15 protein-coding genes are annotated in these 20,490 nt (G+C 61.4%); 11 read left to right on the forward strand and 4 right to left on the reverse strand.

Translation table 11 applies throughout. The features are described from left to right. Positions 1 to 49: 49 nt before the first annotated feature. The 6 genes from atpG (at position 50) to glmS (ending at position 7,098) form a co-directional block, all read left to right on the forward strand. The gene (gene atpG, locus ACX0MV_RS01055; protein WP_458980637.1) at positions 50 to 910 is read left to right on the forward strand and encodes a F0F1 ATP synthase subunit gamma; all 861 of its coding nucleotides are present in this window, start codon (positions 50 to 52) and stop codon (positions 908 to 910) included. Positions 911 to 940: 30 nt separating this feature from the next. Then, positions 941 to 2,317 (forward strand): F0F1 ATP synthase subunit beta, encoded by a 1,377-nt coding sequence (atpD, locus tag ACX0MV_RS01060; protein WP_458980638.1) that lies wholly within the window; start codon positions 941 to 943, stop codon positions 2,315 to 2,317. Positions 2,318 to 2,399: 82 nt separating this feature from the next. Continuing rightward, on the forward strand, positions 2,400 to 2,825 hold the full coding sequence (locus tag ACX0MV_RS01065) for a F0F1 ATP synthase subunit epsilon (protein WP_458980639.1): 426 nt from the start codon (positions 2,400 to 2,402) through the stop codon (positions 2,823 to 2,825). 130 nt (positions 2,826 to 2,955) lie between these two features. Further along, entirely contained in the window at positions 2,956 to 4,314 is a 1,359-nt protein-coding gene (glmU, locus tag ACX0MV_RS01070; protein ID WP_458980640.1) for a bifunctional UDP-N-acetylglucosamine diphosphorylase/glucosamine-1-phosphate N-acetyltransferase GlmU, read from the forward strand. 155 nt (positions 4,315 to 4,469) lie between these two features. Further along, positions 4,470 to 5,237 carry a DeoR/GlpR family DNA-binding transcription regulator gene (locus ACX0MV_RS01075; protein ID WP_458980641.1) on the forward strand — a complete coding sequence of 256 codons (768 nt, stop codon included), beginning with the start codon at positions 4,470 to 4,472 and terminating at the stop codon, positions 5,235 to 5,237. 10 nt (positions 5,238 to 5,247) lie between these two features. Continuing rightward, the gene (gene glmS, locus ACX0MV_RS01080; protein WP_458980642.1) at positions 5,248 to 7,098 is read left to right on the forward strand and encodes a glutamine--fructose-6-phosphate transaminase (isomerizing); all 1,851 of its coding nucleotides are present in this window, start codon (positions 5,248 to 5,250) and stop codon (positions 7,096 to 7,098) included. Positions 7,099 to 7,276: 178 nt separating this feature from the next. Here the strand turns inward: glmS and ACX0MV_RS01085 are convergent, their stop codons facing one another. From ACX0MV_RS01085 to ACX0MV_RS01100, 4 genes are all read right to left on the reverse strand, one after another. Next, a complete protein-coding gene (locus ACX0MV_RS01085; RefSeq protein ID WP_458980643.1) occupies positions 7,277 to 9,661 on the reverse strand; it encodes an arylsulfatase in 2,385 nt (794 codons plus the stop codon). 11 nt (positions 9,662 to 9,672) lie between these two features. Further along, positions 9,673 to 10,635, reverse strand: coding sequence for a formylglycine-generating enzyme family protein (locus ACX0MV_RS01090; protein ID WP_458980644.1), 963 nt, complete (start codon positions 10,633 to 10,635; stop codon positions 9,673 to 9,675). Between the two features lie 210 nt (positions 10,636 to 10,845). Further along, entirely contained in the window at positions 10,846 to 11,505 is a 660-nt protein-coding gene (locus ACX0MV_RS01095) for a DUF3313 domain-containing protein (protein ID WP_458980645.1), read from the reverse strand. A 101-nt stretch (positions 11,506 to 11,606) separates the two neighbouring features. Next, positions 11,607 to 12,893: an OmpP1/FadL family transporter gene (locus tag ACX0MV_RS01100; RefSeq protein ID WP_458980646.1), complete on the reverse strand. Its 1,287-nt coding sequence runs from the start codon at positions 12,891 to 12,893 to the stop codon at positions 11,607 to 11,609. Positions 12,894 to 13,314: 421 nt separating this feature from the next. On the opposite strand from ACX0MV_RS01100, the gene ACX0MV_RS01105 reads away from it, so the two are divergent. The 5 genes from ACX0MV_RS01105 to ACX0MV_RS01125 all read left to right on the forward strand — a co-directional run bounded on the left by ACX0MV_RS01105 (position 13,315) and on the right by ACX0MV_RS01125 (position 20,487). Continuing rightward, positions 13,315 to 15,069 (forward strand): sensor histidine kinase, encoded by a 1,755-nt coding sequence (locus tag ACX0MV_RS01105; RefSeq protein ID WP_458980647.1) that lies wholly within the window; start codon positions 13,315 to 13,317, stop codon positions 15,067 to 15,069. A 138-nt stretch (positions 15,070 to 15,207) separates the two neighbouring features. Further along, positions 15,208 to 16,560: a sigma-54-dependent transcriptional regulator gene (locus tag ACX0MV_RS01110; RefSeq protein ID WP_458980648.1), complete on the forward strand. Its 1,353-nt coding sequence runs from the start codon at positions 15,208 to 15,210 to the stop codon at positions 16,558 to 16,560. Positions 16,561 to 16,948: 388 nt separating this feature from the next. Further along, entirely contained in the window at positions 16,949 to 17,902 is a 954-nt protein-coding gene (locus ACX0MV_RS01115) for a TAXI family TRAP transporter solute-binding subunit (protein WP_458980649.1), read from the forward strand. A 138-nt stretch (positions 17,903 to 18,040) separates the two neighbouring features. Then, on the forward strand, positions 18,041 to 20,068 hold the full coding sequence (locus tag ACX0MV_RS01120; RefSeq protein WP_458980650.1) for a TRAP transporter permease: 2,028 nt from the start codon (positions 18,041 to 18,043) through the stop codon (positions 20,066 to 20,068). Then, positions 20,065 to 20,487: a DUF1850 domain-containing protein gene (locus ACX0MV_RS01125; protein WP_458980651.1), complete on the forward strand. Its 423-nt coding sequence runs from the start codon at positions 20,065 to 20,067 to the stop codon at positions 20,485 to 20,487. Before ACX0MV_RS01120 ends, ACX0MV_RS01125 begins: the two co-directional genes overlap by 4 nt. The last annotated feature ends 3 nt before the right edge of the window (positions 20,488 to 20,490 follow it).

The following is a 20,490-nucleotide window of genomic DNA, read 5'->3' on the forward strand; positions in this document are numbered from 1 at the left end:
CCGCAGCGGAGGCCTTGCGGCCTCCGCCTGCTAACCCGATAGGTGTCAAATGGCAGGCGCAAAAGAGATTCGCAGCAAGATTGCGAGCATCAAAAGCACGCAAAAGATCACCAGCGCCATGGAAAAGGTGGCTGTCAGCAAGATGCGCAAGGCTCAAATGCGCATGTCTGCTAGTCGTCCTTACGCGGATCGCATCCGCCAGGTAATTGGTCATCTGGCCAATGCCAACCCGGAATATCGTCACCCGTTCATGATCGAACGCGAAATCAAACGCGTTGGTTATGTAGTGGTAAGCAGTGACCGTGGTCTGTGTGGTGGATTGAACACCAACCTGTTCAAGGCGTTGATCAGGGACATGGCGCAAAATCGCGAGCAAGGCGTGGAGATCGATCTCTGCGTTGTTGGCAGCAAGGGTGCGGCGTTCTTCCGCAACTTTGGTGGCAACATCGTTGCTGCGATCAGCCACCTGGGCGAAGAGCCGTCGATCAATGATCTGATCGGTAGCGTCAAGGTCATGCTCGATGCATACCTCGAAGGTCGCATCGACCGTTTGTCCGTGGTCTCGAACAAGTTCATCAATACCATGACGCAACAGCCGACAGTGGAGCAGTTGATTCCGCTGGTGGCTGATCCGGATCAGGAGCTCAAGCACCACTGGGACTACCTCTACGAACCCGATGCCAAGGAGCTGCTGGACGGCTTGATGGTGCGTTACGTGGAGTCGCAGGTGTACCAGGCGGTGGTCGAGAACAACGCTGCCGAGCAAGCGGCGCGGATGATCGCGATGAAGAATGCTACCGATAACGCCGGTGATCTGATCAGTGATTTGCAACTGATCTATAACAAGGCGCGCCAGGCAGCGATCACTCAAGAGATTTCGGAAATCGTTGGCGGCGCTGCCGCGGTTTAAGAACGGTTCAAATATTCAGAGGAACCAAAGATGAGTAGCGGACGTATCGTTCAAATCATCGGCGCCGTGATCGACGTGGAATTCCCACGGGATCAGGTTCCGAGCATCTACGACGCTTTGAAAGTTCAAGGCGCCGAAACCACCCTGGAAGTTCAGCAGCAGCTGGGCGACGGCGTGGTGCGTACCATTGCGATGGGTTCGACCGAAGGCTTGAAGCGCGGTCTGGACGTCAACAACACTGGCGCAGCCATCTCCGTACCTGTCGGTAAAGCGACCCTGGGCCGGATCATGGACGTACTCGGTAACCCGATCGACGAAGCTGGTCCGATCGGCGAAGAAGAGCGTTGGGGCATTCACCGTCCTGCACCTTCCTTCGCTGAGCAAGCGGGCGGCAACGACCTGCTGGAAACCGGCATCAAGGTTATCGACCTGATCTGCCCGTTCGCCAAGGGCGGTAAAGTCGGTCTGTTCGGTGGTGCCGGTGTCGGCAAGACCGTAAACATGATGGAACTGATCCGTAACATCGCCATCGAGCACAGCGGTTACTCCGTGTTCGCCGGTGTGGGTGAGCGTACTCGTGAGGGTAACGACTTCTACCACGAGATGAAGGACTCCAACGTTCTCGACAAGGTAGCCCTGGTTTACGGTCAGATGAACGAGCCGCCAGGCAACCGTCTGCGCGTAGCACTGACCGGCCTGACCATGGCCGAGAAGTTCCGCGACGAAGGTAACGACGTTCTGCTGTTCGTCGACAACATCTACCGCTACACCCTGGCCGGTACCGAAGTATCCGCACTGCTGGGCCGTATGCCTTCCGCAGTGGGTTACCAGCCGACCCTGGCCGAAGAGATGGGCATCCTGCAGGAGCGCATCACGTCGACCAAGAACGGTTCGATCACCTCGATCCAGGCGGTATACGTACCTGCGGACGACTTGACCGACCCGAGCCCGGCGACCACCTTCGCCCACTTGGACGCTACCGTCGTACTGTCCCGTGACATCGCCTCCCTGGGTATCTACCCAGCGGTCGATCCACTCGACTCCACGTCGCGCCAGCTCGATCCTAACGTGATCGGCCAGGAGCACTACGACACCGCCCGTGGCGTTCAGTACGTGCTGCAGCGCTACAAAGAGCTGAAGGACATCATCGCGATTCTGGGTATGGATGAGCTGTCGGAAACCGACAAGCAGCTGGTATCCCGTGCTCGTAAGATTCAGCGCTTCCTGTCGCAGCCATTCTTCGTGGCCGAAGTCTTCACCGGTTCGCCGGGCAAGTACGTCTCCCTGAAGGACACCATCGCTGGTTTCAGCGGCATTCTGAAAGGTGAGTACGATCACCTGCCAGAGCAGGCGTTCTACATGGTCGGCGGCATCGAAGAAGCCATCGATAAAGCGAAGAAACTGTAACCACCGTGCGCCCGGCAACGGGCGCTTCCGGCCTGTTTAACCGCAACTGCGCGGTCGAGCGGGGCGATACATGAGGTTAGACATGGCTATGACAGTCCATTGCGACATCGTCAGCGCAGAAGGCGAGATCTTCTCCGGTCTGGTCGAGATGGTCATCGCGCACGGCAACCTGGGCGATATCGGTATCGCTCCAGGCCACGCGCCCTTGATCACCGACCTCAAGCCGGGCCCGATTCGTCTGGTCAAGCAGGGTGGCGAGGCCGAGGTGTTTTACATCTCCGGCGGCTTCCTTGAAGTTCAGCCGAATGTGGTGAAAGTGTTGGCCGATACCGTGCAGCGTGCTGCCGATATCGACGAAGCTGCTGCTCAGGAAGCCCTCCGGGCTGCCGAGAAGGCCCTGAATGAGAAAGGCGCGGAATTCGATTACGGCTCCGCAGCTGCTCATCTGGCCGAGGTCGCAGCCCAGCTGCGTACCGTTCAGCAAATGCGTAAGAAGTTCGGCGGTTAATTCCGACGCTTCATCGCAAACGAGTAAAAGGGTAGCCTTGGCTGCCCTTTTTCTTTGCCTGCTGTTTTTACCTTTTCAGTTGGCCGGGCTAGGGATTTAGCCCGCCTTCGTCTGCCTGGAATCCGCTCCCATGTCGCTCGATATCGTTATCCTCGCCGCTGGCCAAGGCACCCGCATGCGTTCCGCCTTGCCGAAAGTCCTGCACCCAGTTGCCGGAAAATCCATGCTTGGCCATGTGATCGATACCGCCCGCCTGCTGAAACCGCAAGGCATTCATGTGGTGATCGGCCATGGCGCGGAACGGGTTCGAGAGCAACTGGCGGCGGATGACCTGAATTTCGTGCTGCAGAGCGAACAACTAGGCACCGGCCATGCCGTGGCTCAAGCGCTGCCGGCGTTGAGCGCTGAGCGTGTGCTGATTCTTTACGGCGATGTGCCGTTGGTCGAAGTGGAAACCCTGCAGCGCCTGCTACAGCAGGTCAGCGAACAGCAAATCGGCTTGCTCACGGTCAATCTAAACGACCCAACTGGCTACGGCCGCATCGTGCGCGATGAGCAGGGTGTGGTGAAGGCCATCGTCGAGCACAAGGACGCCAGCGCCGAGCAGCGCCTGATCCGTGAAGGCAACACCGGCATTCTCGCCGTCCCAGGGAAAAAACTGGGCGACTGGCTCGGTCGTCTGTCCAACAGCAACGCCCAGGGTGAGTACTATCTGACTGACGTAATCGCCATGGCCGTAACCGATGGCCTGGTCGTCGCCACCGAACAGGCGGCTGACGAGATGGAAGTGCTGGGTGCCAACGATCGCATCCAGCTTTCGCAACTGGAGCGCCACTATCAGTACCGCGCCGCGCGTCGGTTGATGGTGCAGGGCGTGACCCTGATCGACCCGGCGCGTTTCGACCTGCGCGGCGAAGTCACGGTAGGCCGTGACGTGTTGATCGATATCAACGTGATCCTTGAAGGCCAGGTGGTGATCGAAGATGGCGTGCAGATTGGCCCCAATTGCGTGATCAAGAACAGCACCCTGCGCAAAGGTGCCATCGTTAAAGCCAACAGCCATCTGGAAGGCGTTGAAATGGGTGAGGGTGCCGATTGCGGTCCGTTCGCTCGTCTGCGTCCGGGTTCAGTGCTGGGTGCCCGCGCCCATGTAGGTAACTTCGTCGAGCTGAAGAACGCCAAGCTGGGCGAGGGCGCCAAGGCCGGGCACCTCTCTTACCTTGGCGATGCTGAAATCGGTGCGCGAACCAATATCGGCGCCGGCACCATCACCTGCAATTACGATGGCGCCAACAAGTTCAAGACCGTATTGGGTGAGGATGTATTTATCGGCTCCAACAGCGCTCTGGTCGCGCCAGTCACCTTGGGCGATGGTGCCACCACGGGCGCCGGTTCGGTGGTGACTACCGACGTACCGGCCAGGACGCTGGCTGTCGGCCGTGCCAAGCAACGCAATATCGAAGGCTGGAAGCGCCCGACCAAGAAATGATTCCGAGTAGGGCGGACATGGTGCAGCCTTGTCCGCCATCGCCGCGCGCTTGGTGGGCAAGCCGTCGGCATGTCCACCCTACGTCGATTGCCGCTTGACGAAAAAGCTTCGTTAGGTTTTGATTCGCGCCATTATCTTTCGAATCGAAACTTAGCATGTCGAAACGCAACACTCCGCAACGTCGCCACACCATTCTTGCCCTGCTCGCTGAGCAAGGCGAGGTGAGTGTGGACGAGTTGTCGAAGGCGTTCGCCACCTCCGAAGTGACCATTCGCAAAGACCTCGCCGCCCTGGAAAAAAGTGGCCTGCTGCTGCGCCGTTACGGCGGCGCGGTGCCCATGCCGCAAGAGCTGATCAGTGATATCCAGCCGATCTCCCAGTACAAGCAGGCCATCGCCCGTGCCGGTGTGGCGCGTATTCGTGAACACACGCGGATCATTATCGACAGCGGTACCACCACCGCAGCGATGATCCCGCAGCTCGGCCACAAGCCCGGCCTGGTGGTGATGACCAACTCACTTAACGTCGCCCGCGCCATCAGTGAGCTGGAGCACGAGCCGGTGTTGCTGATGACCGGCGGCACCTGGGACCCGCATTCGGAATCCTTCCAGGGTCAGGTCGCCGAACAGGTGCTGCGTTCCTACGATTTCGACCAGCTGTTTATTGGCGCCGATGGCATCGACCTGAGCCGTGGCACCACCACCTTCAATGAATTGCTCGGCCTGAGCCGGGTGATGGCTGATGTGGCCCGCGAAGTGGTGGTGATGGTCGAGAGCGATAAGGTCGGCCGCAAGATTCCCAACCTGGAGCTGCCCTGGAGCGGCATCCATACCCTGATAACCGACGAACGCCTCAGTCCAGAGGCGCGTGAACAATTGACCGTGCGTGGGATCAAGCTGATCTGCGCGGCTGTTGAAGCTTAAGGAGAAGACTATGTGTGGAATCGTTGGCGCAGTTGCCGAACGCAATATCACCGCCGTGCTGGTTGAAGGCCTCAAGCGCCTGGAATACCGCGGTTACGACAGCGCGGGTGTGGCCTTGCTGACAGATAAAGGCAACCTCGACCGTCGCCGCCGCGTCGGCAAGGTCAGCGAGCTGGAAAGCGCGCTAAGTGCCGAACCGCTGGCCGGCCGCCTGGGTATCGCTCACACCCGCTGGGCCACCCACGGCGCACCTAGCGAGCGCAATGCCCACCCGCATTTCTCCGGCAGTGAGCTGGCGGTGGTGCACAACGGCATTATCGAGAACCACGAAGAACTGCGCGCCCAGCTCAAGGGTCTGGGTTACGTATTCAGCTCCGACACCGACACCGAAGTGATCGTGCACCTGCTCGACCACAAGCTGAAGACTCAGCGGGACCTGACCGCAGCACTGAAAGAAGCAGTCAAGGAACTGCACGGTGCCTACGGCCTGGCGGTAATCAGCGCCAAGCAGCCGGATCGCCTGCTCGCCGCCCGCAGCGGCAGCCCGCTGGTGATCGGTCTGGGCCTGGGCGAGAACTTCCTCGCCTCCGACCAACTGGCGCTGCGTCAGGTCACCGACCGCTTTATGTACCTAGAAGAAGGCGATATCGCCGAGATCCAGCGCGAAAGCGTGCAGATCTGGAGCGTTGACGGCCAGCCAGTGACGCGCGAGAGCGTGCAGTATCACGAAGGTGCGGAGGCCGCGGACAAGGGCGAGTACCGCCACTTCATGCTCAAGGAAATCCATGAGCAGCCCAAGGTCGTGCAGCGCACTCTGGAAGGCCGTCTTGGCACTGACCACGTGCTGGTCCAGGCTTTCGGCCCGCAGGCTGCTGAGTTGTTCGCCAAGGTGCGCAATGTGCAGATCGTCGCCTGCGGCACTAGCTACCACGCCGGGATGGTTGCCCGTTACTGGCTGGAAGGCCTGGCCGGGATTCCTTGCCAGATCGAAGTGGCCAGCGAGTTTCGCTACCGCAAGGTGGTGGTGCAGCCGGATACCCTGTTTGTCAGCATCTCCCAGTCCGGCGAAACCGCCGATACCCTGGCCGCGCTGCGCAACGCCAAGGAACATGCGCCTGGCCAGGGCGGCTATCTGGCCAGCCTGGCCATCTGCAACGTTGGCATCAGCTCCCTGGTGCGCGAATCTGACTTGACCCTGCTGACCCAGGCCGGCCCGGAAATCGGCGTGGCGTCGACCAAGGCCTTCACCACGCAGCTGGTCGCACTGATGCTGTTGACCCTGTCCCTTGGCCAGGTGCGTGGCACCCTGGACAAAGGTCTGGAAGCCGAGCTGGTCGACGAGCTGCGCCGCCTGCCAACCCGTCTGGGTGAAGCCCTGGCCATGGACAGCGTGGTGGAGAAGGTCTCCGAACTGTTCGCCGAGAAGCACCACAGCCTGTTCCTCGGCCGTGGCGCGCAGTACCCGGTGGCGATGGAAGGCGCGCTCAAGCTCAAGGAAATTTCTTATATTCACGCCGAAGCCTACCCAGCAGGTGAGCTTAAGCACGGCCCGCTGGCGTTGGTGGACAGCGACATGCCGGTGGTCACCGTGGCGCCGAACAACGAGCTGCTGGAAAAGCTCAAGTCCAACCTGCAGGAAGTGCGCGCCCGTGGCGGCGAGCTGGTGGTGTTTGCCGACGAGCAGGCCGGCATGCGCAATGGCGAAGGCACCCACGTGGTGAATATGCCGCATATCCACGATGCCCTGGCGCCGATCCTCTACACCATCCCGTTGCAGCTGCTGTCCTACTACGTCGCCGTGCTCAAGGGCACCGACGTTGACCAGCCGCGCAACCTGGCCAAAAGCGTGACGGTGGAATAACCGCCGTAAAAAGGTGAACGGGGGGATGGCCCCTAAGCAATAGAGGCTGTTCGTAAGAATAAAGTCTGTTCGAACCAGTGGCCCGGACAGCCACAGAATGAATTCCGAAAGTGGTACGGCATTTTTATGGCCGCCGTACCATTTCGGGCTACTCGAATGGAGTCCGAGCCGCTCGACTTCACTTCATGTACGCGACTTTTAAGCTAGCGATCTCGCCGTTGAACTTGAAGGGTTTGCGATCGAAGTAGGCAAGTGACACCGGGGAATAGCTGTCCCGACCTACATCGAAGGCATCGTTGGCGGTAAAGGTCAGCGGTGCCGAACGCGGAACCTGCCCTTTGATGACTTCCTTGCCGTTTATGCGGACGGCGACGGAAAGCGGCCCCGCGCGTTTGTCGTCGAGCTTATGGGTTTCTACTTCAATCTTGACCTTGCCGGTGGGCAGGGGACTAGCAGATTCCAGCAGCGTCCTTTCGACCTCGAACAGGTTGTACTCGTAGGACAGCTTGCCCTGATCGACCCATAACGCGAGCCCGCCGGAGAAGGCACCCAAGGCATAAAGCACGCCCTGGGAGTCGGCGGTCAGTTCGGTCTCGATGGTGACCAGATTGCTCCGCGCCCCTACTTTGGGAGCGGTGAATTCCGGGACGCCGAACACTTCCTGCGCATAGTGGAATTCAGTCGCGGGATTGCGTGGCGCGTCCTCCGGATGGAACACCACGGACCATAGACCGCCGCCAACGGGGTACACCTTGTTGGCTTCGGCGTCGGCGGAAAAGGCCTTCTGCAGTTCCTCCACCTTCTGCGGATGGTCTTTTGCCACGTCCTTGGCCTGCGAGAAGTCCTTGCGCAGGTCGTGGAGCTCCCAGGTGTCCTGGTCCGGCGTCCATTTCAGGATGGCCGGGTCAACGCCCGGAACCCAGGGGGCACGAGGTCCGAACACCGAGGCAATCCAGTCGTCCTGGTAATAGCTACGGCTGCCCATCACCTCGAAGTACTGGCCTTTCTTCTGCCCCTTGGCATCGGGCGCGTTGAAAGAGTAAGCCATGCTGACGCCGTCGATCGGGTCCTGGCTGATGCCATCGACCAGCTTGGGCGGCTGGATATCCAGCACGTCATAGATGGTCGGGACGATATCGTTGACGTGATGAAACTGCGAGCGTGGCGTCTGGTCAGGTTTGATCTGCTTAGGCCAGGACACCACGAGCGGTGTGCGGGTACCGCCGAAGTGCGCAGCGACGAGTTTGGTGGAGCGATGGGGGGTGGAACCGGCCCAGGCCCAGCCGGCGTGGTACATGTTGTCGGCCTTGGGCGAGCCGAGTACGTCCATGCCACCAAGCTCGTTCATGGTGCGGATATGATCCTTGATCTCGGTCGCGATGCCGTTCTGTGCCAGCAGCTCGCTGATCGTGCCATTCTGGCCCTCGGCACTGGAGCCGTTGTCGCCCCACACATAGAAAATCAGCGTGTTGTCACGGATACCCAGTTCGTCGAGGGTTTCCAGCAAACGACCGGCCTGGACATCTGCGTGCTCGGTGTAGCCGGCAAACACTTCCATCAGGCGGCGCTGGAACGGTTTCTCGTCTTCCGGGATGTCTTTCCAGGCTGCCAGCGAGTCGGGGCGGGGTGTCAGCTCGGTATCCTGTGGGATCCAGCCGCGCTGTTTCTGCCGCGCATAGATTTCCTCGCGCATGGCATCCCAGCCCCCGTCGAAGCGGCCTTTGTACTTGTCGGCCCACTCCTTGAAGATGTGGTGGGGGCCATGGGAGGCACCGGGTGCCCAATAGACGAAGAACGGCCGATCCGGCGTCAGCGCACGTACCTGCTTGATCCAGGACACGGCCTTGTCGGTCATGTCCTCGGTGAAGTGGTAGCCCTCCTTGCCGTGGGAAGGGTCGACGCGCACCGTGTTCTCGACAACCGCGGGCTCCCATTGCGACGACTCGCCCGCGAGGAAGCCATAGAAGTAATCGAAGCCAACCCCCTCGCCAGCCGGCCAGTCGGTGTACGGGCCTACCGCGGTGGTCTCGTTGGCCGGGGTGTTGTGCCACTTGCCGAAGGCCGCTGTCGCGTAGCCGTAGTAGCCCAGCACCTTGGCCGCCGTGGCTGATGTGCGCGGAATACGCCCGGTATAGCCGTCCCAGTCATTGGCCAGTTCGGCGATCTGGCCATAACCCACGCGGTGATGATTGCGCCCGGTGAGCAGGGCCGCCCGGGTGGGCGAGCACATGGCCGCGTTATGGAAGCGGTTGTAGGAAACGCCTTCTTTGGCGAGACGATCCAGCGTGGGCGTTTGAATCACGCCGCCAAAGGTGTGGGGCAGGGCCGGGCCCACGTCGTCGAGCATGACGACGACGATGTTGGGCGCGTTCGCCGGTAGGTGCGCTTGCTTGGGCAGCGGACTGTAGGTCGAGGTGGCGATGGTCGGGCCAGCCTTGCTCCCCGAAGGGGTCGGGGGAAAGGGCAGCGATTCCTGGGCGTAGACAGGGGTGCCCAGTGCCACCGCGGTACTCACCGCCAAAGCCAACAGGCTGCGTTTATGGGAACGAACGGATTTTCTCATGACAGATCTCCTTACCTGCTGACACATCTGAAGCCGACATGACACGTAGAGGTGTCTATGGCTTCCGCATGCCGCGCTGCTGGGCGATAGCGACGGCAATAGTTAGGGGCACAAAGGTGCGAACCCCCCTTCAAAACCTTGCGGGGAATCCTGATTTCGGGCTGACAGGGATCGTAGCTTTCGCTTTCCTTGCCGCCGCGTGGATTCTTGGGAATACAGCAGGCCTTTAGCGCGTCGGCTTCGTGCTTGGGTGCATACCAATCCGACGTCCATTCCCACACATTGCCGATCATGTCGAAGAGGCCGTGGCCGTTGGCCGGGAAGGCCCGAACCGGCGAAGTGCGCAGATAGCCGTCATGCAGTTCGTTTACGGTAGGGAAGTTGCCCTGCCAGGTATTGGCCATATGCCGCCCTTGCTGGGTGAACTCGTGTCCCCAGGCGTATTCGGCCTGATCCAGACCGCCTCTGGCGGCCAGTTCCCACTCGGCTTCGGTGGGCAGATCCTTGCCCAGCCAGTGTGCGTAAGCCAGTGCATCGCGGTAGGCAACATGCACCACAGGGTGGTCCTCCAGCCCCTCTACACTGCTGCCGACGCCATAGGGTTGGTACCAGCAGGCTCCTTCCTGAAAGCTCCACCATTGCGTCCAGTCGCGTAGGTCGATCAATCCTGGGCGGGGCTGGAATACCAGGGATCCCGCATAGAGCATGTCTGGCTGGATGCCCGGATAATCTGCTGGGTCAGGGGGCAACTCGGCAAATGTCCGGTAGCCCGTCGCAGCGACGAACTTGGCAAACTCCGCGTTGGTCACCGGGGCCTCGTCGATCAAAAAGTCGTCGACGGCAACGCGATGTGCCGGTGCCTCCTCGGGGTAGTGATCGTTGGAGCCCATCCAGAAGCTTTGTCCGCGAACGAAAATCATGCCCTCGCGCGAGTGCGCGGGGTTGTCCATTTGTTGTGTGGTTTCTAGAACCATATTGTGTCCCTGACTTGCGGGGCGGAATGGCGCAGTGCCAGTTCTTGGTTGTCGCTAATGGAAATCGACTATGGAGCATTCCCCTGAGCGCCCAACCACGGCTGGCTGCCCATCTGGAGCACTGCGCCGGACAGCCTGTGGCCTCGAGGCGCTCCTTCAGCGGTTGGCGCCTCTTGCCCATCCAGGCCGCGTCACATGCCCCGCCTGGGGTTAATGGAAGTTCGCGACGTCGGTGGTGAGCTCATCGATGACCGATTGGAGGTCGGCAAAGGTTACGGCCTGCTTGTCGTTGCCCAGCGTCTTGCCGAATCCCTTGCGTACGACGCGCATCACCGGTTTGCCAGTGCCGGTGTCAATCAACTCGCCTTCCAGATACAGCTCGGAATTCTGATCGCGTTCGCCCGCGGCGGTCATGGCACCGGCTAGCACCAGCGCGACGGGAATGATCTCGTAAGGCTTGACCCCCTCGGTACTGGCGCTGACGCCGGTAATGGCCCCACGAAACTCGAGAGTTCTGGGACCGGAAGAAAACCCAACCAGCTGGAACCGATTGGAAAATGCCTGGCTCAGGCGCGTATTGGCGTACTTCAGGAGTTCATCGTAGGTCTGCTGGCTGATGCGGTCGGTGGTCTGCGGAGTGGGGTGAAAGCGGATCGGCTGGTAGATCAGCTTGTCGTAATTGGCGACGTTGAACCCGGGGGCTACCCAACGCAGGGCTTTCTGACCGCTTGCCGTTTCAACGGCGGTCAATCCCTCGTAGCTGGGCAGAAATCCCGAGTACTGCGCTTGGTTCACCGTCTTGCTGGTGCAGCCGGCCACTAGCAGCGCGGCGGCTACTGCACCGACGAGAGTCACAGTTTTCAACTTCATAGATCAATCTCCTTGCTGAGTACTATCAAGCGATGGCTGTAGGTACCACGGTGTTATCGAGGTTTTGCGTCAGCTGAAGTTGGGCGATCCATTCGAAAGCTTCAGAAGCGCCAGCTTGCACTGGCGCTGAGCGCCTGGATCCAGGCGTTGTCGAATTCTCCGGAAACCCGTTTGGGCGCGTTCGCGGGGAGCGGCTTCTCCTGATCGATCTGCATGTCTCCGAGCCAGACCAGTTCGTAGCTCAGGTTCAGGTCGACCTGGCTACCCAGGGCATAGGTCAAGCCCGTACCGAAGCGCCAGGTTTCCCCCATTGGTACAGTGAGGGTGCGGTCGTCGTCATTTACGGGCGAGCTGTCGTAGCCGACACCGAAGCTCCACATCCACCGTGGATCGAATCTGTACTGAGTGCCGATGGACAGGTGCCAGGTATCGCGGTAGTTCGATTGCAGGGTGGCGGAACGGGGGCTATTGCTGTCCAGATCGACCCCCACTTCACCAAACCTGGACCAGTCCTGCCAGTTGGCGCTGGCCAGCAACGCCCAGCTGTCGTCGAGCTGCTGATAGAGGCTGAGGGTCAGGGTTTGTGGCATGTGCATCTTGATGCTCGTGTCGGCGTCGAGCACGCCGCGCTCGCGTAGACGGTCGGTGACGAAGGGGCCAAGGCCTTCGATATCCAGGCGGTCTTCGAACGTGACGTCGATTTCGCTGGTATAGCTCAGGCCGAGGCGTGTTCCAGGGCGCGGGGCATAGATGACACCCAGATTGGCCCCGTAGCCCCAATCCTGATCTCGATACTTCACCTGGCCGTCCGGGCGGTCGAGCACCCCCAGCGGGTTGTTGTCCACCGCGATCTGGCTATCAAGCATCCCGTAGAACGCCCGCACACCGACACCGACGGCCCACTGCTCGTTGACGCGATAGGCCAGTGTCGGCAGCAGCGACATGCCGAGGATTTCCCCGTTCTGCATGAAGTAGCGGCCGCTCCAGTCGTTCTCATAGTTGAGGCTGAGGCCGAAGTCGCCGTAGCTGGCAAAACCGACCGACCAGCCATCACCCAACTCGTGGCTGACAAAGAAACTGCCGCCCGGCGACCACTCCATGGCATTGCCACTGTCGCCACCGGCGATAGTGGTGCCGTCGGTGGTTTTGAAATCCAGGTTACTGTGCAGCACCTGAAGGCCTGCGGTGACCTGAGTGCCGGGCAGCCAGGCGATACCGGCCACGTTACTGGCGAGGGTTGCGGGTCCTTGGGCGCGGGCTGCTGCTCCGGCATTTGCCAGGCCTACGTTGTCCGTGGCGATTTCGTAGAGCATCAGCCCGCCTGCCAGCGCTTCACCGGGCAGCGCCAGAAAGGCAGCTGAAAGAGCCGTATAAAAACGTGGATTCATCTCGCTATCCTTGGCCAGATTGGGGCTTTTGAACGCTAACCCGCCAGCCGCGGCAACCAACAGGAAGCCATGTCTCAGGCAAGCGCAAGACTGACTGGCGAGCAGCTACAGCGGGTTCCAGCCTACTGTAGCTGCCAAATATTCAGTTTGCATTTTTGGACAGGTGAGGTGCGTCACACGGGTTCGTAGGATTTCGCGCTTGCCGCATTGGCGGAGGGTGGCGTCCTCTTAAAATGCACTGATTGGCAGGGCTAAGTGCAGGGGCAAAGCCTCCGAACAGACTTCTATTGAGCATCACGGGAGGGTGCCGCAGGTGCCAGCGCGGGTCGGCCAGGTACATACAGCGTATCGGTGACGGGATAGGGTTGCGCCCCGGCGGGCTTTGCTACCATGTTCGGCATTGCCTTGAGCCGAGCCGTACATGCCTGCAGGTCTCCAGCGTTACCGCGTCGTTCTGATCGTGTTGCCGATTCTGCTTGGCCTGCTTGCGAGCATCTGGCTGGCCGGGCGCTATGCCGAGCGGCGCGCCTGGGAGGAACGCAGCGGCGAGGCGCGCGGACAGCTGCAGCTGTACGCCCAATCCATCCATACGCTGGTCGAACGCTTCCGCTCGGTGCCTGAGGTATTGGCGCTGGACAGCGACATCAAGGCGTTGCTGCGGGCGCCTGCCGATCGCCTGCTGCGCGAGAAGCTCAACCACCGGCTCGAACAGCTCAACGCGGCGGCGGGTTCGACCGTGCTCTATCTGCTCGACGATCAGGGCGACACCCTGGTGGCGAGCAACTGGCGGGACTGGAGCAGTTTCGTCGGCAACAATTATGCGTTCCGCCCCTATTTTCAGGATGCCGTGCGTCAGTCGTCCGGGCGTTATTTCGCTGTGGGCGTGACCACTGGCATCCCCGGTTATTTCCTTTCCCATGCGGTGCGCGACGAGGAGGGGCGGGTACTCGGCGTGCTGGTGGTCAAGCTCGAGCTGGAAGAGCTGCAACGGGAGTGGACTGATCAGGCCGGGGTGCTGCTGGTGGCCGACAGCTACTCGGTGGTGATCCTCAGCAATCGACCCGCCTGGCGTTTTCGCGCCCTTGACGACCTCGACGAGCAGGCCCGCTCCGAATTGGTGGAAGTGCGAAAATATGCGGAGCAGGCGCTGCAGCCGTTGCCGAGCACGCTGCTCCGACAGATCGACGAACGCACCCAGTGGCGTCGTGTAGACGGCCCGGATGGCAGCCGCGATTACCTCTGGCAACGGCTGGCACTGGGCAATGAAGGCTGGACCCTGCACCTGTTGCTCGAGCCGAAAACCCTGGTCAACAGTGTGCGCAGTTATCGCCTGGCCGCCGCCGGGGTATGGATGACCCTGGCCTTCCTGTTGCTGTTTCTTGCACAGCGGCGCAAGACCCAGCGCTTGCAGGCCGGTATTCGTGAACGCCTTGAGCGCGAGGTGGCGCTGCGCACCGCCGAGCTGCGCGAAGCCCAGGAGGGTCTGGTGCACGCGGCGAAAATGGCGGCCCTGGGGCAGATGTCGGCGGCCATGGCCCATGAGATCAATCAACCGCTCACGGCCATGCAGATGCAGTTGGGCAGCCTGCGTCTGTTGCTCGATAGCGGTCGCCAGGAAGATGTGCGCGAAGGCCTGCAACGTATCGATGGCCTGCTGCAGCGCATGGCGGGCCTCACCGGCCACCTGAAAACCTTTGCGCGCAAGAGCCCGGCGGGCCTCAGCGAGCGCCTGCGCCTGAGCGATGTGCTGGAGCAGGCACTGCAGTTGCTCGGCCCGCGGATTCGCAGCGAAGAGGTGGAGCTGCGCCGGCAAATCGACGCCGACGCGATGGTGCTCGGCGATGCCATCCGCCTCGAACAGGTGCTGCTGAATCTGTTGCACAACGCCCTGGATGCCATGGCTGACGCGCCGCCCCGGCGGTTACAGATTCGCATCCTCAGCGAGAACGGGCAGTGCATGCTGAGCGTCGCCGACAGTGGCGGCGGCATTGCCGAATCGGACCTTGGGCACGTCTTCGAGCCTTTTTTTACCACCAAACCGGTTGGCGCAGGGCTTGGCCTTGGCTTGGCGGTGTCCTACGGTATCGTCCGCGAACTGGGCGGTACCCTTGAAGCAGCCAATGGCGAGCAGGGCGCGGTGTTCACGCTGCGCCTGCCGGCAGCGCCGAATGCATAGCCATGTAGGGTGGATAACGCTGTTTTTATCCACCATCGGGTCAGCGTAGTTGGATGGATAAAGCGCCAGCTCCGCGCCCCGATCCACCCTACAAAAATGCCAAGGCATTACACTGCGGCTGATCGAGCAGGAGGTGATATGACGGGTCAAGTGATAGTGGTCGACGATGAGCAGGCGATCCGCGAGGCGGTCCAGCAATGGCTGGAATTGTCTGGCCTGCGGGTGCGCAGCTGTGCCAGTGCGGGCGAGGCGCTCGCGCTGATCGACCGTGATTTCAGCGGCGTGGTGATCAGCGATGTGCGCATGCCGGGCACCGATGGCCTGCAGTTGCTCGACAGCCTGCTGGAGCTGGACCGCGATCTTCCGGTGATTCTGGTCACCGGCCATGGCGACGTGCCGATGGCGGTGCAGGCGCTCAGCCGTGGCGCCTATGACTTCATCGAAAAACCCTTCACGCCGGAACGCCTGCTCGACAGCGTGCGACGCGGTTTGGACAAACGTCGGCTGGTCTGCGAGAACCGCCAGCTGCGGCAACAGTTCGCCCAGAAGGACCATATCGAGGCGCAGCTGCTGGGCGTCTCGCGGACGATGGAAAACCTGCGCCGGCAGATTCTCGAACTTGCCGGCACCTCGGTGAACATCCTGATACGCGGCGACACCGGCAGCGGCAAGGAACGCGTGGCCCGTTGTCTGCACGATTTCAGCAGCCGCGCCGGCAAGGCCTTCGTCGCGCTCAACTGCGCAGCCATTCCGGAAAACCTGTTCGAAAGCGAGCTGTTCGGTCATGAAAGTGGCGCCTTCACCGGGGCCCAGGGCAAGCGCATCGGGCGAATCGAACACGCCGACGGCGGCACCCTGTTTCTCGACGAGGTGGAAAGCCTGCCGCTGGCGCAGCAGGTCAAGCTGCTGCGCGTATTGCAGGAAAAGACCTTGGAGCGACTAGGCTCGAACCGCAGCATTCAGGTCGACCTGCGGGTGATCAGTGCGGTCAAACCGGACCTGCTCGATGAAGTGCGTGCGGGGCGCTTCCGCGAAGATCTTTACTACCGGCTGAACGTGGCGACCCTGCGCATTCCGCCGCTGCGCGAACGCCGCGAGGACATTCCACTGCTGTTCGAGCACTTTGCCAATCAGGCGGCGCAGCGTCACCAGCGTGAAACGCCTCCGCTGTTGCCGGCCGAGCTGGCGCGTCTGATAGGCCATGACTGGCCCGGCAATGTGCGCGAGCTGATCAACGCCGCCGAGCGCCATGCATTGGGCTTGAGCGGCCAGACCGAGAGCGCCGCGACGCTGAGCGAACAATCGCTCAGCGAGCAGATGGAAGCGTTCGAGGCCCAGTGCCTGCATCGCGCGTTGTTGCAATGCCAAGGCAATATCGCCGAGGTCATGGCACTGCTGCAGATACCGCGACGCACCTTGAACGAAAAGATGCAGCGCCACGGCTTGCAGCGCAGCAGTTACCGGCCTGCAGGCAGCAGCGACGACGACTGAAGCCGGGCAACCGGCGGATTTTCGCCTACGCCGATTTTTCGGCGGGCGGAATTCCGCTGCTTATCACCTGCATGGTGTCCCCCAACCTCTCTAGCGCGGCGTTTGGCTTCACTGGCACGGCATCTGCTATAGCTCTTTTCAGCCACGCGATATTTCTCGCGGGCCTCATAAGAAAGACAAGAGGTACGCCATGAACTGCCCCGCATCCATCGCGACTGCCAGTCGTCCAGCTGTCCATGCCACCTCTTGCGCGCCGGGCCTTGGCCAGACGCGGGCACCCGCCGCTTTCCGTACGCGCTGAACCCGACCCGCTGCCGCTTTAGTCGGCGCAGCGCGGCGACCGTGAAAACCTCTGCAATAAAGCCATAACAACGACGGAGATTTATCCATGCGAATGACTAAACGACTCAGCCTACTTGCCGCCGCTGCGGCCTTTACTGCCAGCACCGCGGCTATCGCCGCCCCGACCTTCATCAACATCCTCACCGGCGGCACCAGCGGCGTGTACTACCCAATTGGCGTCGCCCTGTCGCAGGCATACGGCAACGGCATCGAGGGCTCGAAGACGTCGGTGCAGGCAACCAAGGCCTCGGTGGAAAACCTCAACCTGCTGCAGGCTGGCCGTGGCGAACTGGCGTTCGCCCTTGGCGATTCGGTCGACGATGCGTGGAAGGGCGTAGAGGACGCAGGCTTCAAGGCGCCGCTGAGCAAGCTGCGCGCCATCGCCGCGACCTACCCCAACTACATCCAGATCGTCGCCAGCAAGGAGTCGGGGATCAAGACCCTGGCCGACCTCAAGGGCAAGCGCATCTCCGTTGGCGCACCGAAGTCTGGCACCGAGCTCAACGCTCGCGCCATCTTCAAGGCTGCCGGTCTGACCTACGAGGATATGGGCCGTGTCGAGTTCATGCCCTATGCGGAATCGGTCGAGCTGATCAAGAACCGTCAGCTGGATGCCACCCTGCAATCCTCCGGCCTGGGCATGGCGGCAATTCGCGACCTGGCATCGATGGTGCCAATCACCTTCGTGGCGATTCCCGCAGATGTGGTGGCCAAGATCGGCAGCAGCGCCTACCAGGCCAAGGTCATTCCGGCCGGCACCTATGACGGTCAGGACAGCGACGTTCCGACTGCCGCCATCACCAACATCCTGGTAAGCCATCAGGGCGTGTCTGACGAGGTGGCCTACCAGATGACCAAGCTGATGTTCGACAACCTGGCGCGCCTGGGCAATGCTCACTCCGCAGCCAAGGACATCACCCTGAAAACCGCCGCGGAAGGCCTGCCAATCCCGCTGCATCCAGGTGCGGAACGCTTCTACAAGGAAGCCGGCGTACTCTGAATAAACGGCGGGTTGGGCTTGGCTCAACCCGCTGCAAGGGATAGCAGAGGCGCTAGTAAAACCAGCGTGCAGTCGGTCTCGGCACGGCAGGTTTTGTTAGCGGTTCTCATCGCTCTACACGATTGAGGTATGATTTCCATGAGTGAACATCAAGGGCTGTCTGCCAGCCCCAGCGAATGGCCGCGGGCGTTGTTCTATGTCGCCCTGCTGTTTTCCGTGTACCAGATCGTCACTGCCGCATTCCACCCGGTTTCCAGCCAGGTGCTGCGCGCCGGACACGTCGGCTTCCTGCTGTTGATGGTATTTCTCTGCTACCCGGCCAAAGGTAATGGTCGTCCCTGGCAGCCGCTGGCGTGGTTGCTCGGTCTGGCCGGGATGGCCACCGCGTTCTATCAGTGGTATTTCGAGGCCGATCTGGTGCAGCGCTCAGGCGATCTGACCACCAGCGATCTGTTCATCGGCATCACCCTGACGCTGCTGATCTTCGAAGCGGCGCGGCGGGTAATGGGCATCGCCCTGCCATTTATCTGCGCGATCTTTCTCGCCTACGGCCTGTTCGGTCAGTACCTGCCGGGCGATCTCGCCCATCGCGGCTACGGCTTCGACCAGATCGTCAACCAGCTGTCATTCGGCACCGAAGGCTTCTACGGCACGCCGACCTATGTCTCGGCGACCTACATCTTCCTGTTCATCCTGTTCGGCGCGTTTCTCGAACAGGCCGGCATGATCAAACTCTTCACCGACTTCGCCATGGGCCTGTTCGGCCACAAGCTCGGTGGCCCGGCCAAGGTGTCGGTGGTGTCATCGGCTCTGATGGGCACGATCACCGGTTCGGGTGTAGCCAACGTGGTCACCACCGGACAGTTCACCATCCCGCTGATGAAGCGCTTCGGCTATCGCCCGGCGTTCGCCGGTGCGGTGGAAGCCACCGCCAGCATGGGCAGCCAGATCATGCCGCCGGTGATGGGTGCGGTCGCCTTCATCATGGCCGAGACCATCAATGTGCCCTACATCGAGGTGGCGAAGGCCGCGCTGATTCCGGCGCTGCTGTATTTCGGTTCGGTGTTCTGGATGGTTCATCTGGAGGCCAAGCGCCTCAATCTGCGCGGCTTGCCGAAGGAACAGTGCCCTAGCGCCTGGCAAGCGGTAAAGGAGCGCTGGTACCTGCTGATTCCGCTGCTGGTGCTGGTCTACCTGCTGTTCTCCGGGCGTACGCCGATGTTCTCCGGCACCGTCGGGTTGGCCCTGACGGCCATCGTCATCCTCGGCTCGGCGATCATCCTGCGGGTGTCGTCGACCAAGATGCGCATGGCGTTCTGGGTCGCCCTGGGGATTCTTTGCGCTGGCTTCTTCCAGCTCGGCATCGGCGTGGTCTTCGGCGTGATCGCTGCGCTGGTGGCGGCCTGCTGGTTCATCAAGGGCGGCCATGAAACCCTGCAAGCGTGCCTGCATGCGCTGGTCGAAGGGGCACGTCATGCCATTCCGGTGGGCATCGCCTGCGCCCTGGTCGGGGTGATCATTGGCGTGGTGTCGCTGACCGGGATCGCCACCACCTTTGCCGGATACATCCTCGCCATTGGGCAGAACAACCTGTTCCTGTCGCTGGTGCTGACGATGATCACCTGCCTGATTCTGGGCATGGGCATCCCGACCATTCCCAACTACATCATCACCAGCGCCATTGCAGCACCGGCACTGCTCGATCTCGGTGTGCCGCTGATTGTGTCGCACATGTTCGTTTTCTACTTCGGACTGATGGCTGACCTGACGCCGCCGGTGGCGCTGGCCTGCTTCGCGGCTGCGCCAATCGCCAAGGAAAACGGCTTCAAGATCAGCCTCTGGGCAGTGCGTATTGCCGCGGCAGGGTTTGTCGTGCCATTCATGGCCGTGTATGACCCCGCGCTGATGATGCAGGGCGATAGCTGGATGGCGACGCTCTACATGTTTGTTAAGGCCAGCCTGGCCATCGGCCTGTGGGGCGTCGCGGTGGTGGGCCACCTCAGCCTGCCGTTGGCCTGGTGGGAGCGCCTGCTTGCCTTTGGCGCTGGCGTGTCGCTGATTCTGGCACTGCCCATCAGTGACGAAATCGGCTTCGCCGTCGGCCTGTTGCTGATCGGTCAGCACATCTGGCGCGCCCGTCGCCGTCCGGCAGCGGCTGCCGCGTGATCGGCCTGTGCCTGGGTTTGGCTGGCGCGGTATGGGCAGAAGTGCCCACGCCCAGCTTCACCCTGGCCTGGACGCACACCATCGAGAAGATTCGCTGGGAGGAGGATTACCGCGTTACGCCTGAGGGATTGCTCCTCGGCGAGGCGCGGGTCAAGGGTTCCGGGGCCGGTATGGAGATTCCAGACGGCGCCGAACTGCGTGAGGGCAGCTGGCACTACCAGCGTCAGCTACCACCCTTGCAACCGCTGCGTGTGGGGCGAACCCCCGAAGCAGGGGATTACCAACTGTGTTTCAACCAGCGTTGCCACTTCATGAGTGAATGGCTCGGCCCGCCACAAGCGACCCAGCCGGCGTTGGAACTCTGGAGCTGTGAGCAAAGCTCCCCGGCCGCCTCGGCGGCAGGCCAGGACGACGGCTAAGGC

The organism is Pseudomonas cistanchae (assembly GCF_054483635.1).